Source organism: Mycolicibacterium aurum (genome assembly GCF_900637195.1).
Taxonomy (GTDB): domain Bacteria; phylum Actinomycetota; class Actinomycetes; order Mycobacteriales; family Mycobacteriaceae; genus Mycobacterium; species Mycobacterium aurum.
Map to the genome: position 1 here is coordinate 2,157,702 of NZ_LR134356.1, position 18,851 is coordinate 2,176,552.

The window sequence follows — 18,851 nt, forward strand, 5'->3', positions numbered from 1 at the left end:
AGGAAGTGAAGTGGCAGGACGTCCCGTGCACACCTTCGAGGTGGTACGCACCGAGCAACTGACCCCGCATGTCGTACGAGTTGTGCTTGGCGGCAAGGGTTTCGACACCTTCACGCCGAACGGCAACACCGACGCCTATGTCAAGCTGGTGTTCGTCGACGACGACATCGACGTCAGCACGCTCACGTCATTCAATCGCCAGCTGACCCTCGACTGCTTCGACAAGCTGCCGGCCCAGCAGCGGCCCACCGTGCGGACCTACACGGTCCGTCGTGCCGACCCGCAGAACCGCGAAATCACCATCGACTTCGTCGTACACGGTGACCACGGTGTCGCAGGCCCGTGGGCGGCGTCCGCGAAGCCGGGCCAGCGTCTGTTCGTGATGGGCCCGAGCGGGGCGTACGCACCGCGCCCCGACGCCGACTGGCATCTGTTCGCCGGTGACGAATCCGCGCTGCCTGCCATCAGCGCCGCGCTGGAAGCGTTGCCCGACAATGCAAGAGGCTATGCATTCATCGAGGTGGCCGGCCCGGAGGACCAGATCGAATTGACCGCGCCCGAAGGTGTCCTGGTGCGGTGGATCTACCGCGGGGGCCGAGCCGACCTGGTTCTCGACGATGCCGCCGGCGACCACGCCCCGCTCGTGGCCGCGGTCAAGGAGGCAGCCTGGCTGCCCGGGCAGGTACAGGTCTTCATCCACGGCGAGGCGCAGGCCGTCATGCACAACCTGCGGCCCTATGTCCGCAAGGATCGTGGGGTGGACGCCGCGTGGGCGTCGTCCATCTCGGGGTACTGGCGTCGCGGGCGCACCGAGGAGACGTTCCGCGAGTGGAAGCGTGAACTCGCCGAAGTCGAGGCGAAATAGCCCTGCCTGCGGGGGCGTCGATGGCAGGCTTGGGCCATGACCTTCGGTAACTACCAGCTCGAGATCTACCTGCAGGGCCTGTCCGGCATCATGCCGAACCTCCCCATGGACTACGCGGGCTGGGAAGCCAAAGCCGAGGCCGCCATGCCTCCCTCGGTCTGGTCCTACGTCGTCGGCGGCGCCGGTGACGAACGCACCCAGCGCGTCAACCGCACCGCGTTCGACAATTGGGGGCTGATGCCACGGATGCTGGTCGGCGCCAAAGAACGCGACCTGTCCGTCGACCTGTTCGGAATGACACTGCCCTCGCCGATCTTCATGGCGCCGATCGGCGTCATCGGCATCTGCGCGCAGAACGGCCATGGCGACCTGGCGGCGGCCCGCGCCGCCGCCCGCACCGGCGTTCCGATGGCGATCTCCACGCTGACCGAAGACCCGATGGAGGACATCGCCGGCGAGTTCGGCGACACTCCAGGATTTTTCCAGCTCTACACCCCGACCGACCGCGACCTCGCCGCCAGTTTCGTCCATCGCGCCGAGGCGGCGGGCTACAAGGCCATCATCGTCACGCTCGACACCTGGATCCCGGGATGGCGGCCCCGAGATCTGTCGACGTCGAACTTCCCGCAGCTGCGCGGACGCTGCCTGTCGAACTACACCAGTGACCCGGTGTTCCGCGACCTGCTGCCCCAGCCGCCGGAGGAGAACCCGCAGGCCGTGGTGATGCAGTGGTCTCAGCTTTTCGGCAATCCCCTCACCTGGGATGACCTGCCGTGGCTGCGATCGCTGACCGACCTGCCGCTGGTGCTGAAGGGAATTTGCCACCCCGACGACGTGCGCCGCGCGAAGGACGCCGGGGTCGACGGCATCTACTGCAGCACCCACGGCGGACGCCAGGCCAACGGCGGCCTGCCCGCGATCGACTGCCTGCCGGGTGTCGTCGACGCGGCCGACGGGCTACCCGTGCTCTTCGACTCCGGGATCCGCAGCGGCGCCGACATCGTCAAGGCGCTCGCACTCGGGGCCACCGCTGTCGGCGTGGGCAGGCCCTACGCGTACGGGCTTTCCATCGGCGGCGAGGACGGCATCGTGCACGTGCTGCGCTCACTGCTGGCCGAAACCGACCTCATCATGGCCGTCGACGGCTATCCCACACTGGCAGATCTCACTCCGGACACGCTGCGGCGCGTCCTGTAGATCCGACGCGCGAGGGTCTGCGACCGTGTGCCCGTGGAGACCGGAGGGCAGGAGCGAAGCGACCCGGGGATTGAACGCTGCCTCGAGGATTTCGACGAGTATTTGGCGTTGGAGCGCGGTCGTTCAGAGCACACCCGGCGGGCCTATCTGGGAGATCTGCGATCGCTGCTCGATTTCCTCGCCGAGCGCAGTCCGGACACCGGCCTGCGCGGTCTGACGCTGCCGCTGTTGCGGTCGTGGCTGGCCGGCCAGGCCACGTCGGGGGCGGCCCGCTCGACGCTGGCCCGCCGCACGTCGTCGGTGAAGACGTTCACCGCCTGGGCGCTGCGGCGCGGCCTGATCAGCGACGACCCCGCGACGCGGCTGCAGGTACCCAAATCCGGTCGAACGCTGCCCGCGGTCTTGCGCCAGGATCAGGCGCGCGACGCCATGGATGCCGCCAAATCCGGTGCTCAACAAGGTGATCCGCTGGCCATCCGGGACCGCCTCCTCGTCGAGATGCTGTATGCCACCGGCATTCGCGTCAGCGAGCTGTGCGGACTCGACGTCGACGACGTCGACACCTCCCGGCGCCTGCTGCGGGTGTTGGGCAAGGGCAACAAGCAGCGGACCGTACCGTTCGGTGAGCCGGCGAACGTCGCACTGACCGCGTGGCTGTCGGGCGGGCGGCCCGCGCTGGCCACCGCTGATTCCGGTGCTGCGCTGTTGCTCGGTGCCCGCGGAGGCCGGCTGGACCCCCGACAGGCGCGCACCGTTGTGCACCAGACCATGGCGGCGGTCAGTGGTGCGCCGAACATCGGTCCGCACGGTCTGCGCCACAGCGCGGCCACCCATCTGCTCGAAGGCGGCGCCGACCTGCGGGTGGTGCAGGAGCTGCTCGGCCATTCGACTCTGGCCACCACCCAGCTCTACACGCACGTCAGCGTCGCCCGGCTGCGCGCAGTCCACGACCAGGCGCACCCGAGGGCGTAGGCCGAGCCGAAGCGGAAGGGGTGCAGTGGTTTCCGAGAATCGCTCGACCGCGGACATGAGCTGGGGGAGGGTGTCATTTCTCGAATGGTCACCCGGCACGGCCGCTGCCGCGACGGTGCTACTGCTGCACGGCGGCGGGGTGGACAACGCGTCGCTGTCCTGGGGCGGCATCGGTCCGCAGCTCGCCGGCGCCGGCTATCGGGTGATCGCCCCTGATCATCCCGGCTATGGCGAGAGTGCGCGACCGCCCTGGCCGGTGACCCAGCAGCGGTTGGTCGAGTATGTGGGTGAGTTCGCTGACGTAGTGGATCTGCGCCGCTACGTGGTCGGCGGGTTGTCACTCGGCGGCGGGATGGCCATCGGTCACGTCATCGCGCGGCCGGAGCGGGTCAGCGCAGCGATGCTGCTCGGCAGCTACGGACTGATGGGCCGGCTGTCCGAGGGCCCGCTCGCCGGAGTCCGGCAGTTCGTCACCTGGACCATGGTGCGCACTGGGCTGCTGGAGGCCACGACACGCTGGATCGGTGGCCGGCGCGCCGCCATCCGGTGGACGATGTCCTCCCTGATCCGCGACCCCGGGCACCGCACGCCGGAACTGATGGACGAGGTGTTCACCGCCGCGGCGCAGGGTCGCGGGCTGGAGGCGTTCGGTCAGTGGCAGCGCGATCAGGTGCGGTGGAACCGGTTGGCCACCGATTACACCCGCGAACTGCGGACGTTTCCGCGGCCGGTCCTGATCGTGCACGGAGACCGGGACACCGCCGTGCCCCTGTCCTGTGCCGAAGCGGCGGCGCACGCGATGCCGGACGCACAACTGCGGATCATCCCGGGTGCCGGGCACTGGGTGCAGCGTGACCACCCGGACGAGGTGGTGGCGGCCATTGCCGCATTCCTGACCGGCCTCACATCGGCTTGAGCCGGATCGGAGTGGTCGCGACCAGCCCCAGCGGGTCGACGTAGTCGGCCCGTGCCGCAGGCCCCCACATCGCGCCCCAGTGCAGGCACGCCGGGGCCGCGCACCCCGGATGTCCGGCCACCACCGTGCCGATGACCGTCCCGGCGGGCACCTGCTGCCCCCGCCGGACGGTCGGCTGCACGGGTTCGTAGCTGGTGCGCAGGCCGCCCGGGTGGGCGATCGACACCAGCGGCCGCCCGGCCATGGTGCCGGCGAAGACCACGGTGCCCACCCCGGCGGCGTGGACCGACTGCCCGGCGGACGCGGCCAGGTCGACGCCGCGGTGCCCGCGCTGCCAGTTCGGCGACGGGGCGTCGAACTGCCGCACCACCGCGGGCCGCGGGTGCAGCGGCCAGGCGAGGCGGGCGCCGTCGGCCGATGCGGGGGCCGCGCACAGGACGGCCATCGCCGTCAGAAGTGCGAGAGTCCGCATATCTCCAGTTCAGCGCACTTCGGCGGTGTCACGGAAGCCCCAGCAGAGTGGCCTGTGGATGACGGTGCCCGGCCGGACGTCGATGGTCAAGGCACCCGTGTACAGCGTGTAAACTTCTTTCCGCAGCTCGCTTCCGCGGGCTGACTTCGCGCGTCTGCGAGACGAACTACCTCTCTTGAGAGGCATCGTCACCTTCGTATGCCGGGCGGTCCCGCTCGTCAGGGCGGGTCCGGCATCGACGCAGTCGCCAGGGTCCGGCTCACCCGATGCCGGACGACAACCGACAAATGAAGGCTGGCCACATCACCATGGCTGTTGTAACCATGAAGCAGCTGCTTGACAGCGGCACTCACTTCGGGCATCAGACCCGTCGCTGGAATCCCAAGATGAAGCGGTTCATCTTCACCGACCGCAACGGCATCTACATCATCGACCTGCAGCAGACGCTGACCTACATCGACTCGGCCTACGAGTTCGTCAAGGAAACCGTTGCGCACGGCGGATCGATCATGTTCGTCGGCACCAAGAAGCAGGCGCAGGAGTCCATCGCCCAGGAGGCGACCCGCGTCGGCATGCCGTACGTGAACCAGCGCTGGCTGGGCGGCATGCTCACCAACTTCCAGACCGTGCACAAGCGCCTTCAGCGGATGAAGGAGCTTGAGGCGATGGAGCAGACCGGTGGCTTCGAGGGTCGCACCAAGAAGGAAATCCTGATGCTCACGCGCGAGAAGAACAAGCTCGAGCGCAGCCTCGGCGGTATTCGCGACATGGCGAAGGTGCCCTCGGCCATCTGGGTCGTCGATACCAACAAGGAGCACCTCGCGGTTGCCGAGGCCCGCAAGCTGAACATCCCGATCATCGCGATCCTGGACACCAACTGCGACCCTGACCTCGTCGACTACCCGATCCCGGGCAACGACGACGCCATCCGCTCCGCCGCGCTGCTGACCAAGGTGGTGGCCTCAGCGGTCGCCGAAGGTCTGCAGGCACGGTCGGGCGCCGGCGCCAACAAGGCCGAGGCCGGCCAGGATGGGCAGGCCGCCGAGCCGCTGGCCGAATGGGAGCAGGAACTGCTGGCCGGTGCCACCACCGCCGCCCCCGAGGCCGCTGCTGCGGCACCCGAGGCCGCGGCAACCGAGGTAGCCGCTCCCGAGGCCACCTCCTAATTTCTGTAGCGAAAGGCTGACATGGCTAATTACACCGCTGCCGACGTCAAGCGTCTCCGTGACCTGACGGGCGCAGGAATGCTGGCCTCGAAGAATGCGCTCGTCGAGGCTGACGGCGACTTCGACAAAGCTGTCGAACTGCTGCGCATCAAGGGCGCCAAGGACGTCGGCAAGCGCGCTGAGCGCGCGACTGCCGAGGGCCTGGTGGCCGCCAAGGACGGCGCTCTCATCGAGCTCAACTCCGAGACCGATTTCGTGGCCAAGAACGCCGAATTCCAGGCGTTGGCCGACGAGGTCGTCGCCGCTGCGATCGCTGCCAAGGCGACCGACGTGGACGCGCTCAAGGCTGCCAAAGTCGGGGACACCACGGTCGAGCAGACCATCGCCGACCTGTCGGCCAAGATCGGCGAGAAGCTCGAACTGCGCCGCGTGGCCTATTTCGACGGCACCACCGAGACCTACCTCCACAAGCGGGCAGCCGATCTGCCGCCCGCCGTGGGCGTGCTCGTCGAGTACGAAGCCGGTGATGCCGAAAAAGGCAAGGAGGCCGCGCACGCTGTCGCCCTGCAGATCGCCGCGCTGAAGGCCAAGTACCTCACCCGTGAGGACGTGCCCGAGGACATCGTGGCGAACGAGCGGCGCATCGCGGAAGAGACCGCGCGCGCCGAGGGCAAGCCTGAGCAGGCGCTGTCGAAGATCGTCGACGGTCGCGTCACCGGTTTCTACAAGGACGTCGTGCTGCTGGATCAGCCGTCGGTGTCCGACAACAAGAAGTCGGTGAAGGCTTTGCTCGACGAGGCCGGCGTGACCGTGACCCGGTTCGTCCGCTTCGAGGTCGGCCAGGCCTGACCACACCTCACACGTAGCCCCCGCGACGCAGTCGCGGGGGCTACGTGTATTTCGGGGTGCGTGCCGGCTCTGTTTGCCGGCTTCGACTGGGGCGTGTCCGCTTTGTGCACAGACAGCCGGCGCCGGCCGCGAACGTCTTTGCTCGAAATGCTGGTCATCCGGCCGCAATTCGGCCCGCAGCTACAACAAATGCCAACTTGGTTGTGACGACACCAGGTCAATAGCCATCACTATCGCTGCCGTCGAGTTAATCTCGTGCCATGGCGGGGTTGCGAGAAGTGTTCTGGTCACAGTGACCGACACGGTTGAGTCCCGCCGCACGGCAAAGCCGGTTGCCACGGGGGAATTGGACGCGATAGCTCAGGCTGACCTAAGCCAGCTACGGCGGAGTAGGGCGTGGGAGCCGTACGTCAGTGCGCTCATCGACCTGTCGACCGGGTCCTTGGCGGTGGCAATCGGCATGACTTGGGCCAGCACGCAGACTGGACAGTTGCCGCCCTCGTGGATGCTCTTCTTCTTCGCGCCGACGATCGTCGCGCTGCTCGCGTTGCGCGGATACTACGGCCGGACACTCAATCGCACTTTTCTCGACGAGCTGCCGACTGTCGAGGCAATGATCGCGCTGTCCGCGATGCTGATGCTGTGTGGGCTGGTGTTCGCCGGTATACCGGGCCGTAGTTTCGCGATCACCTGGATCTGGATATGTGCCGCAGTCCTGATACCCCTGGGCAGGCTGGTGTGGATCGCCTACAAGCGCTACCAGTTCCGGCGCAATGTCATGACGGCGGGAACGCTGATCATCGGCAACGGGCGGGTCGCCGCGAAGGTGATCGAGCGCATCAATGCGACACCCGACTACGGGCTGCGGCCGATCGGACTGATCGATGACGAGATCCCCACGATGGGTGTCGACCGCGATCAGCCGTCCAGCATCCCGTACCTGGGCAAGCTGGACTGCGTCGAGAGCGCCATCCTGCGCACCGGTGCCGAATGCATGGTGGTCGCGTTCTCCCGAACCCGGGACGACCGCATCATCGAGGCGGTGCAGACCGCACACAAGCACGGCCTGTCGGTCTGGATCGTTCCCCGCATCTACGACACCATCGGCGTCCACGCGCGTATCGAGCATGTCGGCGGACTACCGCTGATCGCGGTGCCGCACACCGATCCGCACAACTGGCAGTTCCGCGCCAAGCACGTGTCCGACCGGGTCCTCGCGACGGTGGGGCTGGTGGTCATCTCTCCGCTGTTCCTCACCCTGATGCTGTTGGTCCGCCTCAGCTCTCCCGGGCCGATCTTCTTCAGCCAGCCCCGAATCGGGCGAGACGGCAAGGAGTTCGGCTGCCTGAAGTTCCGCTCCATGCGTGCGCCCCGGGAGTCGGACGCGGAGTTCGCGCTGAGTGCCGACTCCGCGCCCGGCGGCGTCGAGGGCGAGGATCGACGGACCAGGATCGGCAAGATCATGCGCGCCACGTCGATGGACGAACTCCCGCAGGCGATCAACGTCATCAAGGGTGAGATGAGCCTGGTGGGCCCGCGGCCCGAGCGACCGGAGTACGTCGACCTGTTCAACATCCAGATCGCGCGCTACGGCGACCGGCACCGGGTCAAAGCCGGTATCACCGGATGGGCGCAGGTCCACGGTTTGCGCGGCCAGACGTCGATCGCCGACCGCGCCGAGTGGGACAACTACTACATCGAGAACTGGTCGCTGTGGCTGGACTGGAAGATCCTGGCCATGACCGTCGGGGCGGTGCTGCGCCGCGCCGAGTAAAGCGTGATCGCCGGCGGTACGCTTTGGTACCGTCGGCCCCATGGATCGCATCGATGCCTTCAGCGACGACGCCCTGGGTGACCTCGATGCCGTCGGTCTGGCGGCAGCACTGTCGGCGGGCACCGTTTCCCCGGACGAGGTCATCGACGCGGCCATCGCCCGCCTGGAGAAGGTGAACCCCGTCGTGAACGGTCTGGCGCATGAGGCCTACGACCGCGCGAGGTCGCGTGGCCGGCTGACCCGTCCGTACGGCGGGTTCTTCGACGGAGTGCCGTCGTTCCTCAAGGACAACGTCGCGATCGCCGGCATGCCGACGATGAATGGCACCGACGCGTGGGATCCGCTGCCCGCCGCCGCCGACGGGGACTTCGCACGCTCCTATCTGGCGACAGGCCTTGTGCCCGTTGGCAAAACGCGGATGTCGGAGTTCGGCTTCAGCGCGTCCGCCGAGCACCCCCGGCTGGGCCCGGTGCGCAATCCGTGGAACACCGCGCACACCGCAGGCGCGTCGTCTTCGGGTTCGGGGGCGTTCGTCGCCGCCGGGGTGGTGCCCATCGCGCACGCCAACGACGGCGGCGGGTCCATTCGAATCCCGGCATCCTGCAACGGCCTCGTCGGGCTCAAGCCGTCGCGTGGGCGCCTCCCGTTGGACAGTGACATGCGACAGATGCCGCTGCGCATCGTCGCCAACGGTGTGGTGACCCGGTCGGTGCGCGACACCGCGGCGTTCTACCGGGAGATGGAGAAAGTGCTGGCGAACCCGAAGCTGCCACCGATCGGCGACATCACCGGTCCGGGCACGCAGCGGCTGCGGATCGCCGTGTGTACGCAGTCCATCACGCGTGAGGCAAGCCCGGAGGTGAGCGAGCTGACGCTCAAGACGGCGGCGCTGCTCGAATCCCTGGGCCACCGGATCACGGTCATCGACAACCCGGTGCCGCAGCGGTTCATGGACGACTTCCTGCTCTACTGGTCGTTCCTGGCGTTCGCTTTGGTCCGGGGCGGCCGTCGGTCCTTCGGTCCGAGCTTCGACCGCGACCGGCTCGACAATCTCACCCTCGGCCTCGAACGGCACGCCTCACGTAACCTCCACCGGGTGCCCACGGCGATCGCCCGGCTGGCGCGCATCCGACGGATCACGTCGCGGCTGCAGGCCAGCTATGACGTGCTGCTGATGCCGACGCTGGCCGACGCACCCCCGACGATCGGACACCTTGATCCGACGGCGCCCTATCAGCAGATCATCGACCGGCTCATCGACTGGGTGGCATTCACCCCCTTGCAGAATGTGACTGGTGAACCGGCGATTTCGCTGCCGATGGCGCAGTCCGCTTCCGGCCTGCCCGTGGGCATGATGTTCGCGGCGGGGGTGGGCGAGGAGGCCAGGCTGCTGGAGCTGGCCTTCGAGCTCGAACAGGCACAGCCGTGGGCGCGCATCCACAGCTGATTCCTGTCGAGCGACAGGGAGACGACGAAATCCGTAGCAGCGTGGACACAGTCGCGTAACCTGACTTCGGTCCATTTAACAGCCCGGATACTGCGGACGGCTGTCTGCGAAACTTTCGACTCCCAACATCGCTTCTCGTGGAGACCACTCAGGTCAGCAGCACCCCCGCTACAGGTCGATCACCGCAGATCCTCCCCGGCTCCGGGAACACGTTCATGTGCCTGGTCCGGTTCGCGCTGGCCAACGTCCGGCGCCGCCCCGAGCGTTTCGTCCTGTCCGTGGTCGGCATCGCGCTTGCCATCGCGTGTGTGACGATCGTGCGCACGATCTCGGCCGGGTTCGCCACGACGGGCGAGACGACGATCGCGGATGTCCTTGGCGGAGGCCAGTTGTGGGCCGTGCCTGCCGCGGGCGTGCACTACGACCCCGAGGTCCAGGCGATCATCGCCGACGGCCCCGCACCCGCCATCGTCGCGCCCGAGGGATGGACGGCGACTCGCACGCTGTCCGGCGTCGTCGACCTCGGCGGGCAGCCCGTGTCGTTGCGCGGCAGCGACGACGTATCCGCGGGGCAGGCGGTTCTGGGGTCGGCCCTTGCCGACCGGGTGGGTCTGGCCGACGGTGAGCGGGTCGAGGTGGGTGGGCAGAGCCTGGTGGCTACGATCCGCGGCGAGGGCCAGTCGATCTCGGTTCCGGCATCGGTGGCGCAGTCGGTGGTCGGGGACAACGGCTGGTGGATGTTGCTCGCTCCCGAAGGGCAGGAGCAACGCCGGGACCTCGGCCAGACATTCGGGGCGGCAGTCGATCTGCCGTTCACCACCGATCCGTCGGTGGTGCCCGACCCGGCGGGCGCGGGCCTGATCTACGACACCGTCGGCGGGTCCAGCCCGCTGACCTTCGAACAGCGGTACTCGGCGCTGTTCTCCGGCAAGGTGACCGGCTCGACCCTGGGAATGATCTCGATGGTCGGGCTCGGGCTCGGCTTCGTCATCGCGGTGTCCTCCTTTCTGGCCGCGGTCACCGAGCGGCGACGTGAGTTCGGGATCATGTCGAGCATCGGTCTTGCCGACGAGGTCCTGTACTTCTTCCTCGTCGAGTCGGCGATCGTGTTCCTCACGGCCTACGTCGTCGGGATCGCTGCTGCGGGTGTCGCCGTCGCGCTGGTGATCCCGGGTATCGCGTCGCTGTCGGCGTGGTTGCAGGGGGCGGCACTGACCGCGATGTTCCTGCCCGCCATGGCCATTGTCGGTGCGTTGGTGCCCGTGCACCGGTTGCTGCAACAGCGGCCGGTCGAGTTGTTGGGAGACCGGTAAGTGAGCATCGGCAAAGGACTGTCGTACGGCTGGCTCGCGACGCGGCGCCGGCTGCGGGAGATGGTGCTGCCCGCCATCACCACCGCCACCGGTGCGTTTCTCGTCGTGCTCGTCTTCGGGCTCTCGGCGGGGATCCGGGTCCAGTCGGCGTCACTCGGTCACGCCGACGAAATCGCCAGGGCTGTCGTGCTGATCGCCGTCACGGTGCTGTTGGTGGGCGTCGCCGAGGTAGCCGTCGCGACCACCCGGACCGTCGCACACCGTACCCGTGAGCTGGGCGTGCTCGCCGCCAACGGGGTGCCTCGCGCACCCGTCGTGGCCGCCCTGCTCGTCGAACCGGTGATCGCCGCGGTGGTCGGCGCGCTCGCCGGTGCCGTGCTCGCAGTCGTGACCGGCGTCGTACTCGGAATGACCGGGGTCGTCGCCACGGGCGTCTCCTATGGAGGCCTCGCTATCGGCGCAGCGATCGCGATCGTCGTCAGCATTCTGGCCGCTGTGGCCACCAGCATTCTGCCCACCTGGAAGGCCGCGTCGCGGTCGCCCATCCACTCGCTCGCGTCCGGAGGCTGACCATGACCGCACTCGACGAGACATCCGACGCGGCAGTCGGTGTCGATACGGAGACCACGGCCGGCAAGGCGCCGGTGATCGAGGTCTCGGATGTCTGGAAGCTCCACAAGCTCGGTGACGAGGTCGTTAAGGCGCTGATGGCCGCCGACCTGACAGTCATGCCCGGCGAATTCGTCTGTCTGATGGGACCCAGCGGCAGCGGGAAATCCACGCTGCTCAACATCATCGGAGGTCTGGACCGCCCGACGAAAGGCACCGTCAAGATCGCGGGCCAGGACACGGCCACTCTGACGGAGAGCCAGTACGCAGCTCTGCGTCACGACACCGTCGGCTTCATCTTCCAGAGCTACAACCTGATTCCGTTCCTGTCGGCCGTGGAGAACGTCGAGCTGCCATTGATGTTCGAACCCTTCGATCGCAAGGCTCTGCGCACACGCGCCATAGAACTGCTGGAACTGGTCGGGCTCGGGCACCGCATCAACCATCAGCCCACCAAGATGTCGGGCGGAGAGCAGCAGCGCACCGCGATCGCACGGTCGCTGATCAGCAGCCCGACCCTCGTCCTGGCCGACGAGCCCACAGCCAACCTCGACCACCGCACGGGGGAAACGGTGGTGCGCATGCTGCGCGACCTGTGCTCGACCATGGGAGTCACCGTGGTCGCCAGCACCCATGACCCCACGGTGGCCGACGAAGCGACCCGTGTCGTCCGGATGAAAGACGGACAGATTGTCAACTGACCAACACCGTTGGTCCCCAACATGTTTGAACAAATGACTGAGTGGGAGACATGCGAATGACACAGACCGAACCGGCGGCGCCGGCCGACCGCGACAAATTGATGACCACCGAGCTTGTCCCCGAACAGATCCTGCCGAAGGTGATGAGCACGTTCGGCCTTACGGCCGCCTACGTGTTCATCATCTGCTGGATCACCGGGTCGTCCGTCATGGCCACCGGCGGATGGACCGCCATCCCCATGTGGGTGCTGGGAATCCTGACGTTCCTGATACCCGCCGGCATGGCGGTGGTGGAACTCGGCAACCTGTGGCCGGGCCAGGGCGGTGTGTACATCTGGGCCACTCGGACGATGGGGGAGACGTGGGGCTTCATCGGCGGCTACCTGTCGTGGGTGCCGGTGATCCTGAACGCCGCGTCGTCACCGGCGGTGGTGCTCTCGTTCCTGTTGTTGGCTTTCCACTCAGAGCTTGGTGTGACCGCCAGCGTCATCCTGCAACTGGTGATCCTGTGGACGGTGATCGGGCTGGCGCTGGCCAAGCTCTCCGCCAGCCAGCGGATCATGAACGTGGTCTTTGTCGTCTTCGGCATCCTTGCGCTGACCATCTTCGTCTGCGGGCTTCTCTTCGCGGTCAAGAACGGCTCGGCGACGCCGTTCAGCTGGCAGGAGGCCATTGTGCCGAACTTCGCGGTCGCCGGGTTCCTGTACGGCACCGTGCTGCTGTACCTTCTCGGTGTCGAAACGCCGTACAACATGGGTGCGGAGTTCCTGTCGGTGCGCAAGAGCGGTCCGCGGATGATCCTCTGGGGTTCGGCCGCGCTGGTGGCGATCTACCTGCTGACGACACTCGGCACGATGATGGCCCTGCCCACCGACGAGATCGACGCTGTCACAGGGGTCATCGGCATGCTCGACGTAGCCGGTTTCCCCGGGCTGATGGAGATCTGCGCCATCGTGCTCGCGCTGATCATCGTCGTCGCGTTGATGACCTACCAGGTCGCGTACTCACGACTGATCTTCGTCTCGGGCCTGGAACGACACCTGCCGCGCATCTTCACGCACCTGAACCCACGCACGCGCAACCCGGTGTCCGCCATCCTGATCCAGGGCGTGATCTCATCGCTGATCCTGGTCGGGTTGTACTCGCAGAGCAGCCTGGTCAACACCACCATCTTCCTGCAGGGTGGCCTGTCCACCGTATGGCTGATCTCGGGCTTCTTCTTCCTGTTCCCGGTGATCATCGCGCGCAAGAAGTACGCGGATCGCTATGAGAACGAGACGTTCTGGCGCATCCCCGGCGGCATGGTCGGTGTCTGGATCACCGTGATCGTCGGCACGATCGGCACGATCGGCGGCATCTACTACTCGTTCGCCAAGTCGTGGCTCGCCAGCTCGGGCGTGGGAGACGCCGAGTGGATGATGTGGGTCGGCAGCATCAGCCTCGCGATGGTGGCGCTCGGCGTCATCGTGTACTTCTTCGGCCGCCGCTCGGCACACAAGACCAGCCAGGACGACGCCCTGGCCCACCTCGCGGTGTTCGATCTCACCAAGACAGAAACAGAGGAAACAGCAAAATGACGATGGAGGACATCGCACTGAGTGCGGATCCGACCGCGGACGTCCACCACTACCCCCTCGACCCGCTGAGCGGCGCCGAGATCGAAGCGGCGGCGGCTGTCATCACGGCGTCCGAATACTGCACGCCCACATTGAAGTTCGTCATGATCCAGCTCGCCGAACCGGCCAAGACGGCGACGCTGACCTTCGACGACACCGCGGGCACCCCGCGGTGCGCGTTCGTCACGATGTACGACGCCGCGGCCAAGATGATCTACGAGGCGGTCGTCGATCTGACCGCCCGCGTGATCGACTCCTGGACACCCATCCCGGGTCGATTCCCGTCCTACCTCGTCGAGCACATGACCGGGGTCGAGGAGGCGGTCAGAGAGGATCCGCGGTGGCAGGAGGCGATGCGCAAGCGCGGCGTCACCGATTTCAGCCTGGCGATGATCGACCCGTGGCCGGCGGGCTACTACGGCGCGCAGGACCACTACGACAACTCGCCGCTGATCTGCCGCCCGCTGACGTTCATGCGCGCGGCGCCGTCCGAGCACGGTTATGCGCGGCCGGTCGAAGGTCTGATTGTGACCTTCGACCTGGACGCCATGAAGGTCATCGACGTCGAGGACCACGGCGTGGTGCCGTTGCCGCCGACTGCGGGCAACTACTCCGAGAAGTTCATGTTCGACGAGAACAACCGGCCCGCCTTCACGCAGTTCCGTGACGACGTGAAGCCCATCGAGATCACCCAGCCGGACGGACCGAGCTTCACCGTCGACGGCTGGCGGGTCCAGTGGCAGAAGTGGTCCCTGCGCATCGGGTTCAACCCGCGGGAGGGGATCACGCTGCACGAGGTCACCTACACCGACCGCGGGGTGACACGCCCTATCCTCTACCGGGGTTCGCTGTCGGAGATGGTGGTGCCCTATGGGGACTCCTCGCCCACACACTGGAACAAGAACGTGTTCGACATGGGAGAGGTCGGCATGGGTTTCTCGGCCAACCCGCTGACCCTCGGGTGCGACTGTCTGGGGGAGATCCACTACTTCGACGGGACGGTCAACGATTCCAGCGGAAATGCTGTGACGATCCCGAACGCGATCTGCATGCACGAGGAGGATTTCGGAATCTCCTGGAAGCACACCGATTTCCGCACCGAGGAGGTCGAGGTCCGCCGCTCGCGGCGACTGGTGATCTCGATGATCTGCACGGTCGGCAACTACGAGTACGGCTTCTTCTGGTACTTCTACAACGACGCCTCCATCGAGGTCGAGGTCAAGCTGTCCGGCGTGCTGACCACAGGCGCGGTCGAGGTCGAGCCGGGGGAGCAGCCACGCTGGGGGAAGATGGTGGCGCCGGGCATCTACGGCCCGAATCACCAGCACTTCTTCAATTTCCGTCTGGACATGAGCATCGACGGAGCGGCAAACAGTGTCTACGAGGTGGATTCGGTCCCTGAGCCCGATCCCGCGCTCAATCCCCACCACAATGCCTGGATCACCCAGGACACGCTGGTGGCCTCCGAGGCCGAGGGTGCCAGGGACTGGAACTGGTCCACCGGCAGGTACTGGAAGGTGGCCAACCCGTCGAAGAAGAACGAGCTGGGAATTCCGGTGGCGTACAAGCTGGTACCCAAGGACGTGGTGCCGGTGATGGTGCAGGAGGGCTCCCACATCTACGACCGGGCCCGGTTCCTGCAACACAACCTGTGGGTGACCAAGTACGACCCGGCGGAGAAGTTCGCCGCCGGGGATTACATGTACCAGTCGGCCGATGTGCAGGGCCTGCCGGAGTTCGTCGCCGACGATGCGCCGCTGGAGAACACCGACGTGGTGCTGTGGTACACCCTGGGCGCGCACCACGTGGTGCGGCCGGAGGACTGGCCGGTGATGCCCTGTGCCTACACCGGTTTCCATCTGAAGCCCATCGGCTTCTTCGACGGCAACCCGGCGCTGGACCTGCCACCGTCACCGCCGAAAGCGTGCCACGCCAACCATGTCGGTCTTCCGGTCGCGGAGCGCGCGCTGGAGTCCTAGCGGCCCTCAGGGTTTCTTCGGCACGAACAGCGCCAGCGACACGAGCAGCAGGGTGCTCAGAGCCACCACGTTGAGCACCTGATCGCGCGGGCTGTAGTGGTGCAGCATCTGGAGATGGAGGATCAGATGCAGCAGGTTGAACACCGACCACGCACTCGCCGACACCCGGACCAGCGTCGTGTTGGCGACGTGGATGAGCGTCAACACGCTGAGTACCGCCAGGCCAAGGAAGAAGGCTCCGACGTCCCTGGCGAAATGTTCGTTGTACGGGCCGAGCTGGGGAAGCCAGCTCATCTCCAGGCCGGGGAACGTGTCGTACCAGTGGTGTGGCGCGAAATAGGCCCACGCGCCGGTGACGGTTCCGGTGAGAGCGAGAAAGGCGAGCAGGACGCGATGCGCTGTCGAGTTCACGGCGGGTTCACGCTTCGACGGCGTAGTGGCTGGAGATCGCTATCCGGTTGAACGCGTTGATGACAACGGCCACCCACCGCAGCGCTGCCGCCTGCTGGGCGCTCACCGTGGCGGTGTCGTCGTCGACGCCCGGTGTCCGGACGTCGATGTGGGTGATCTCTTCGGCGATCGCGAGGGCGGCGCGTTCGGCCGGGGTGAAATAGCCTGTCTCGCGCCAGGCCGGCAGCACGGCGATGCGGTCGACGCTCTCACCCTTGGCCAGCGCATCGCGCACGTGCATCCGCAGGCAGAAGCCGCAGCCGTTGATCTGGGATGCGCGGATGCGCACCAGCTCCACGGTCAGCGGGTCGATGCCGGCCTCCAGGGCAGCTCTGGACGCCTGCTCGCTGAGCGCGAGGGTGGTCTTGTACGCATCGGGTACTGCTGAGCTCAGCGCGGTCCGTGTCGTCATCGTCGGTACGTCCTCTATCTGTATGTGACTGCCCCGGCGCCGGGGCTGATAGTTAAGACGAGACAGCGCCTCGATGTGTGACATCCGGCGGTCTCCGCGTTCGCCGTGTCACATGTGGAAGCGGTGGTGCCCGAGCACCGACACCAACCGCAGCGTGTCCTGGCTCTCCGATCCCGGCTCCGCCGCATAGACCACCAACCTCTGCCCTGCTTCGGTGTCGGACAACACCTCGCGCTGCAGGCAGACGCCGCCGAGTTCGGGATGGATGAGGTGAGTTGGCCTGGCAGGTCGAACGGTGCCGGGTGATCGCTGCCAGAGGGCGGTGAACTCTGGACTTCGGCGACGCAGCATCGTGACCAACTGCGCCGCCTGGTCGCAGCCGTGGACGTCGATGCCGCGGCGGAGGTCGGCGGCGATCTCGGTCCCGATCGACGCCTGTTCGCCGGCGGTGAAGCTTCGACGATCGCCGCCGCCGGTGAACCACCTGTAGTAGCTACTGCGTTCCCACCCGGTGTGAAATGTCAGCTGGCCGAACAGGACTGTTGCCGGTGGCGTCTGACGCAGCACCCGCCCGAGCGGATCGATGACGAGGGCCGGCGTGTCGGCGAGCCGGTCGAGCACATGCATGAGACCGGGCTCGACGTGTGCGACGACGTCGAGACGGTCGGTCCCTACGAACCCTGCGCCGTACCCCGCCGCGCTGAAGAGGCGGTCACGGTCTGCACCGCTGAATCGCAGCCCGCGCGCGATGCCGGCCAGCATCGCCGGTGACGGTCGCGGCCCACACCGGCGCTCCAGCCGGCTGTAGTAGGTGGTCGACATCGAGCACAGCGCAGCGACCTCCTCACGACGTAATCCCGGCGTGCGTCGGCGTCGTCCCCGCGGCATCCCCACATCCTCGGGCTGCAAGACCCGTCGGCGCCGGCGGAGTGTGTCGGCCACGTAGGTGAGGTCGATCTCGGTGGACGCCACCGATCCATCGTGGACGGCGCCGCGGACAGCCGACAGGGTCTGGTGGTCCCGGGAGCGAGGATCCCCGGATGGTCGGTGCCTGAAGCCGATCGCCGGGTTGCGGCATCATCGTGGGGAAGCACCGTTCGGTAGCGGGGGTCTCGTGATCCCTGGCTGAGGCGGCCATCCGCGGCCACTATGGACTGATGGATCAGCGACAGATGGCCGATTTTCTGCGCAGTCGACGCGAAGCGCTGTCCCCGGCGGACGTGGGGTTGCCACCCGGTCCGCGTCGGCGCACCCGTGGGTTGCGTCGCGAGGAAGTCGCTGCGCTGGCCCTGATCTCGACGGACTACTACTGCCGGATGGAGCAGCAGCGCGGGCCGCAACCCTCCAAGGAGGTGGTGGCGTCACTGGCGCGGGCCCTGCGGTTGTCGGTGGACGAACGTGACCACCTGTTCCGGCTCGCGGGGCACAACGCACCGGCGCGCACCGTCGTCGGCGATCACGTCAGCCCGGCCACCCTGCGTATCCTCGACCGCCTGCAGGACACCCCGGCGCAGGTGGTGTCGGCGCTGGGTGAGGCATTGGTGCAGACGCCCGCGGCGCGCGCTCTGCTCGGTGATCAGACGTCGTATCGGGGTCTCGCGCGCAGCGTGGTGTACCGGTGGTTCACCGACGAGAATTCGCGGGCGATGTATCCCGACGAGGATCGTGACGAGATCGGGCGGTCCTTCGTGGCCGGTGCCCGGGTGGCCTATGTGCGCGACGGTGCCGGTTCGCGCGCCGCCCAGTACGTCGACGCGCTGCTCGCGTGCAGCGCCGAGTTCGCCGAGCTGTGGAAGCAGCACGACGTGGCACATCGAGAAGCGCTCACCAAGCGCATCCTGCATCCGAAACTCGGTCTGCTCGAGCTGCAGTGCCAGGCGTTGTACGACCCGGTGCAGTTGCACTCGCTGCTCGTGTTCACCGCCGAACCGGGAACCACGAGCCACGCCAAACTCGCTGAGCTGGGCGCTGATCCGGAGTCGTTCCTGCGCACCGATGTGGACTCCGCACCCGCGCGCATCAGCGCCACCTGATGGTGCATCCCACGTGATCCGGATCAACGCGCCATGCCGCGGCCGGCACAACAACGGGGGATCGGCAATCAGCGGATGAT

At 66.9% G+C, this 18,851-nt stretch carries 18 protein-coding genes; 14 read left to right on the plus strand and 4 right to left on the minus strand.

All coding sequences use genetic code 11. The features are described 5' to 3' along the window. Nucleotides 1-10: 10 nt before the first annotated feature. From EL337_RS10230 to EL337_RS10245, 4 genes are all read left to right on the plus strand, one after another. Nucleotides 11-865: a siderophore-interacting protein gene (locus tag EL337_RS10230; protein ID WP_048630552.1), complete on the plus strand. Its 855-nt coding sequence runs from the start codon at nt 11-13 to the stop codon at nt 863-865. 36 nt (nt 866-901) lie between these two features. Continuing rightward, nucleotides 902-2,062, plus strand: coding sequence for a lactate 2-monooxygenase (locus EL337_RS10235; protein ID WP_048630551.1), 1,161 nt, complete (start codon nt 902-904; stop codon nt 2,060-2,062). 69 nt (nt 2,063-2,131) lie between these two features. After that, nucleotides 2,132-3,034: a tyrosine recombinase XerC gene (locus EL337_RS10240; protein WP_048630921.1), complete on the plus strand. Its 903-nt coding sequence runs from the start codon at nt 2,132-2,134 to the stop codon at nt 3,032-3,034. A gap of 70 nt (nt 3,035-3,104) precedes the next feature. Next, nucleotides 3,105-3,950 carry an alpha/beta fold hydrolase gene (locus tag EL337_RS10245; protein ID WP_232786701.1) on the plus strand — a complete coding sequence of 282 codons (846 nt, stop codon included), beginning with the start codon at nt 3,105-3,107 and terminating at the stop codon, nt 3,948-3,950. Here the strand turns inward: EL337_RS10245 and EL337_RS10250 are convergent. Then, nucleotides 3,937-4,422 (minus strand): M23 family metallopeptidase, encoded by a 486-nt coding sequence (locus EL337_RS10250; protein WP_048630550.1) that lies wholly within the window; start codon nt 4,420-4,422, stop codon nt 3,937-3,939. The two genes, EL337_RS10245 and EL337_RS10250, sit on opposite strands and share 14 nt — an antisense overlap. Before the next feature lie 308 nt (nt 4,423-4,730). On the opposite strand from EL337_RS10250, the gene rpsB reads away from it, so the two are divergent. From rpsB to EL337_RS10295, 9 genes are all read left to right on the plus strand, one after another. After that, nucleotides 4,731-5,588: a 30S ribosomal protein S2 gene (gene rpsB / locus EL337_RS10255; protein WP_048630919.1), complete on the plus strand. Its 858-nt coding sequence runs from the start codon at nt 4,731-4,733 to the stop codon at nt 5,586-5,588. A gap of 21 nt (nt 5,589-5,609) precedes the next feature. After that, nucleotides 5,610-6,437: a translation elongation factor Ts gene (gene tsf, locus EL337_RS10260; RefSeq protein ID WP_048630549.1), complete on the plus strand. Its 828-nt coding sequence runs from the start codon at nt 5,610-5,612 to the stop codon at nt 6,435-6,437. 460 nt (nt 6,438-6,897) lie between these two features. Beyond that, nucleotides 6,898-8,211: a sugar transferase gene (locus EL337_RS10265; protein ID WP_232786700.1), complete on the plus strand. Its 1,314-nt coding sequence runs from the start codon at nt 6,898-6,900 to the stop codon at nt 8,209-8,211. A 40-nt stretch (nt 8,212-8,251) separates the two neighbouring features. After that, nucleotides 8,252-9,658: an amidase gene (locus EL337_RS10270; RefSeq protein ID WP_048630547.1), complete on the plus strand. Its 1,407-nt coding sequence runs from the start codon at nt 8,252-8,254 to the stop codon at nt 9,656-9,658. Nucleotides 9,659-9,795: 137 nt separating this feature from the next. Then, nucleotides 9,796-10,971 carry an FtsX-like permease family protein gene (locus tag EL337_RS10275; protein ID WP_048630546.1) on the plus strand — a complete coding sequence of 392 codons (1,176 nt, stop codon included), beginning with the start codon at nt 9,796-9,798 and terminating at the stop codon, nt 10,969-10,971. A 60-nt stretch (nt 10,972-11,031) separates the two neighbouring features. Further along, nucleotides 11,032-11,541 (plus strand): FtsX-like permease family protein, encoded by a 510-nt coding sequence (locus EL337_RS10280; RefSeq protein ID WP_048630918.1) that lies wholly within the window; start codon nt 11,032-11,034, stop codon nt 11,539-11,541. Between the two features lie 2 nt (nt 11,542-11,543). Further along, entirely contained in the window at nt 11,544-12,281 is a 738-nt protein-coding gene (locus tag EL337_RS10285; protein ID WP_048630545.1) for an ABC transporter ATP-binding protein, read from the plus strand. Nucleotides 12,282-12,337: 56 nt separating this feature from the next. Next, on the plus strand, nt 12,338-13,858 hold the full coding sequence (locus EL337_RS10290) for an APC family permease (protein ID WP_048630544.1): 1,521 nt from the start codon (nt 12,338-12,340) through the stop codon (nt 13,856-13,858). Beyond that, nucleotides 13,855-15,876, plus strand: coding sequence for a primary-amine oxidase (locus EL337_RS10295; protein WP_048630543.1), 2,022 nt, complete (start codon nt 13,855-13,857; stop codon nt 15,874-15,876). The genes EL337_RS10290 and EL337_RS10295 overlap by 4 nt, the downstream gene beginning before the upstream one ends. Nucleotides 15,877-15,882: 6 nt before the next feature. Here the strand turns inward: EL337_RS10295 and EL337_RS10300 are convergent, their stop codons facing one another. The 3 genes from EL337_RS10300 to EL337_RS10310 all read right to left on the minus strand — a co-directional run bounded on the left by EL337_RS10300 (nt 15,883) and on the right by EL337_RS10310 (nt 17,710). Further along, nucleotides 15,883-16,287 (minus strand): hypothetical protein, encoded by a 405-nt coding sequence (locus EL337_RS10300; RefSeq protein WP_048630542.1) that lies wholly within the window; start codon nt 16,285-16,287, stop codon nt 15,883-15,885. A gap of 7 nt (nt 16,288-16,294) precedes the next feature. After that, nucleotides 16,295-16,738, minus strand: a complete 444-nt coding sequence (locus EL337_RS10305; RefSeq protein ID WP_048630541.1) for a carboxymuconolactone decarboxylase family protein — start codon at nt 16,736-16,738, stop codon at nt 16,295-16,297. 108 nt (nt 16,739-16,846) lie between these two features. Beyond that, complete coding sequence (locus tag EL337_RS10310) at nt 16,847-17,710, minus strand: helix-turn-helix transcriptional regulator (RefSeq protein ID WP_197724217.1); 864 nt, start codon at nt 17,708-17,710, stop codon at nt 16,847-16,849. A 185-nt stretch (nt 17,711-17,895) separates the two neighbouring features. Here EL337_RS10310 and EL337_RS10315 point away from each other — a divergent pair, with 185 nt between their 5' ends. Continuing rightward, nucleotides 17,896-18,771, plus strand: a complete 876-nt coding sequence (locus tag EL337_RS10315; RefSeq protein ID WP_048630540.1) for a helix-turn-helix transcriptional regulator — start codon at nt 17,896-17,898, stop codon at nt 18,769-18,771. The last annotated feature ends 80 nt before the right edge of the window (nt 18,772-18,851 follow it).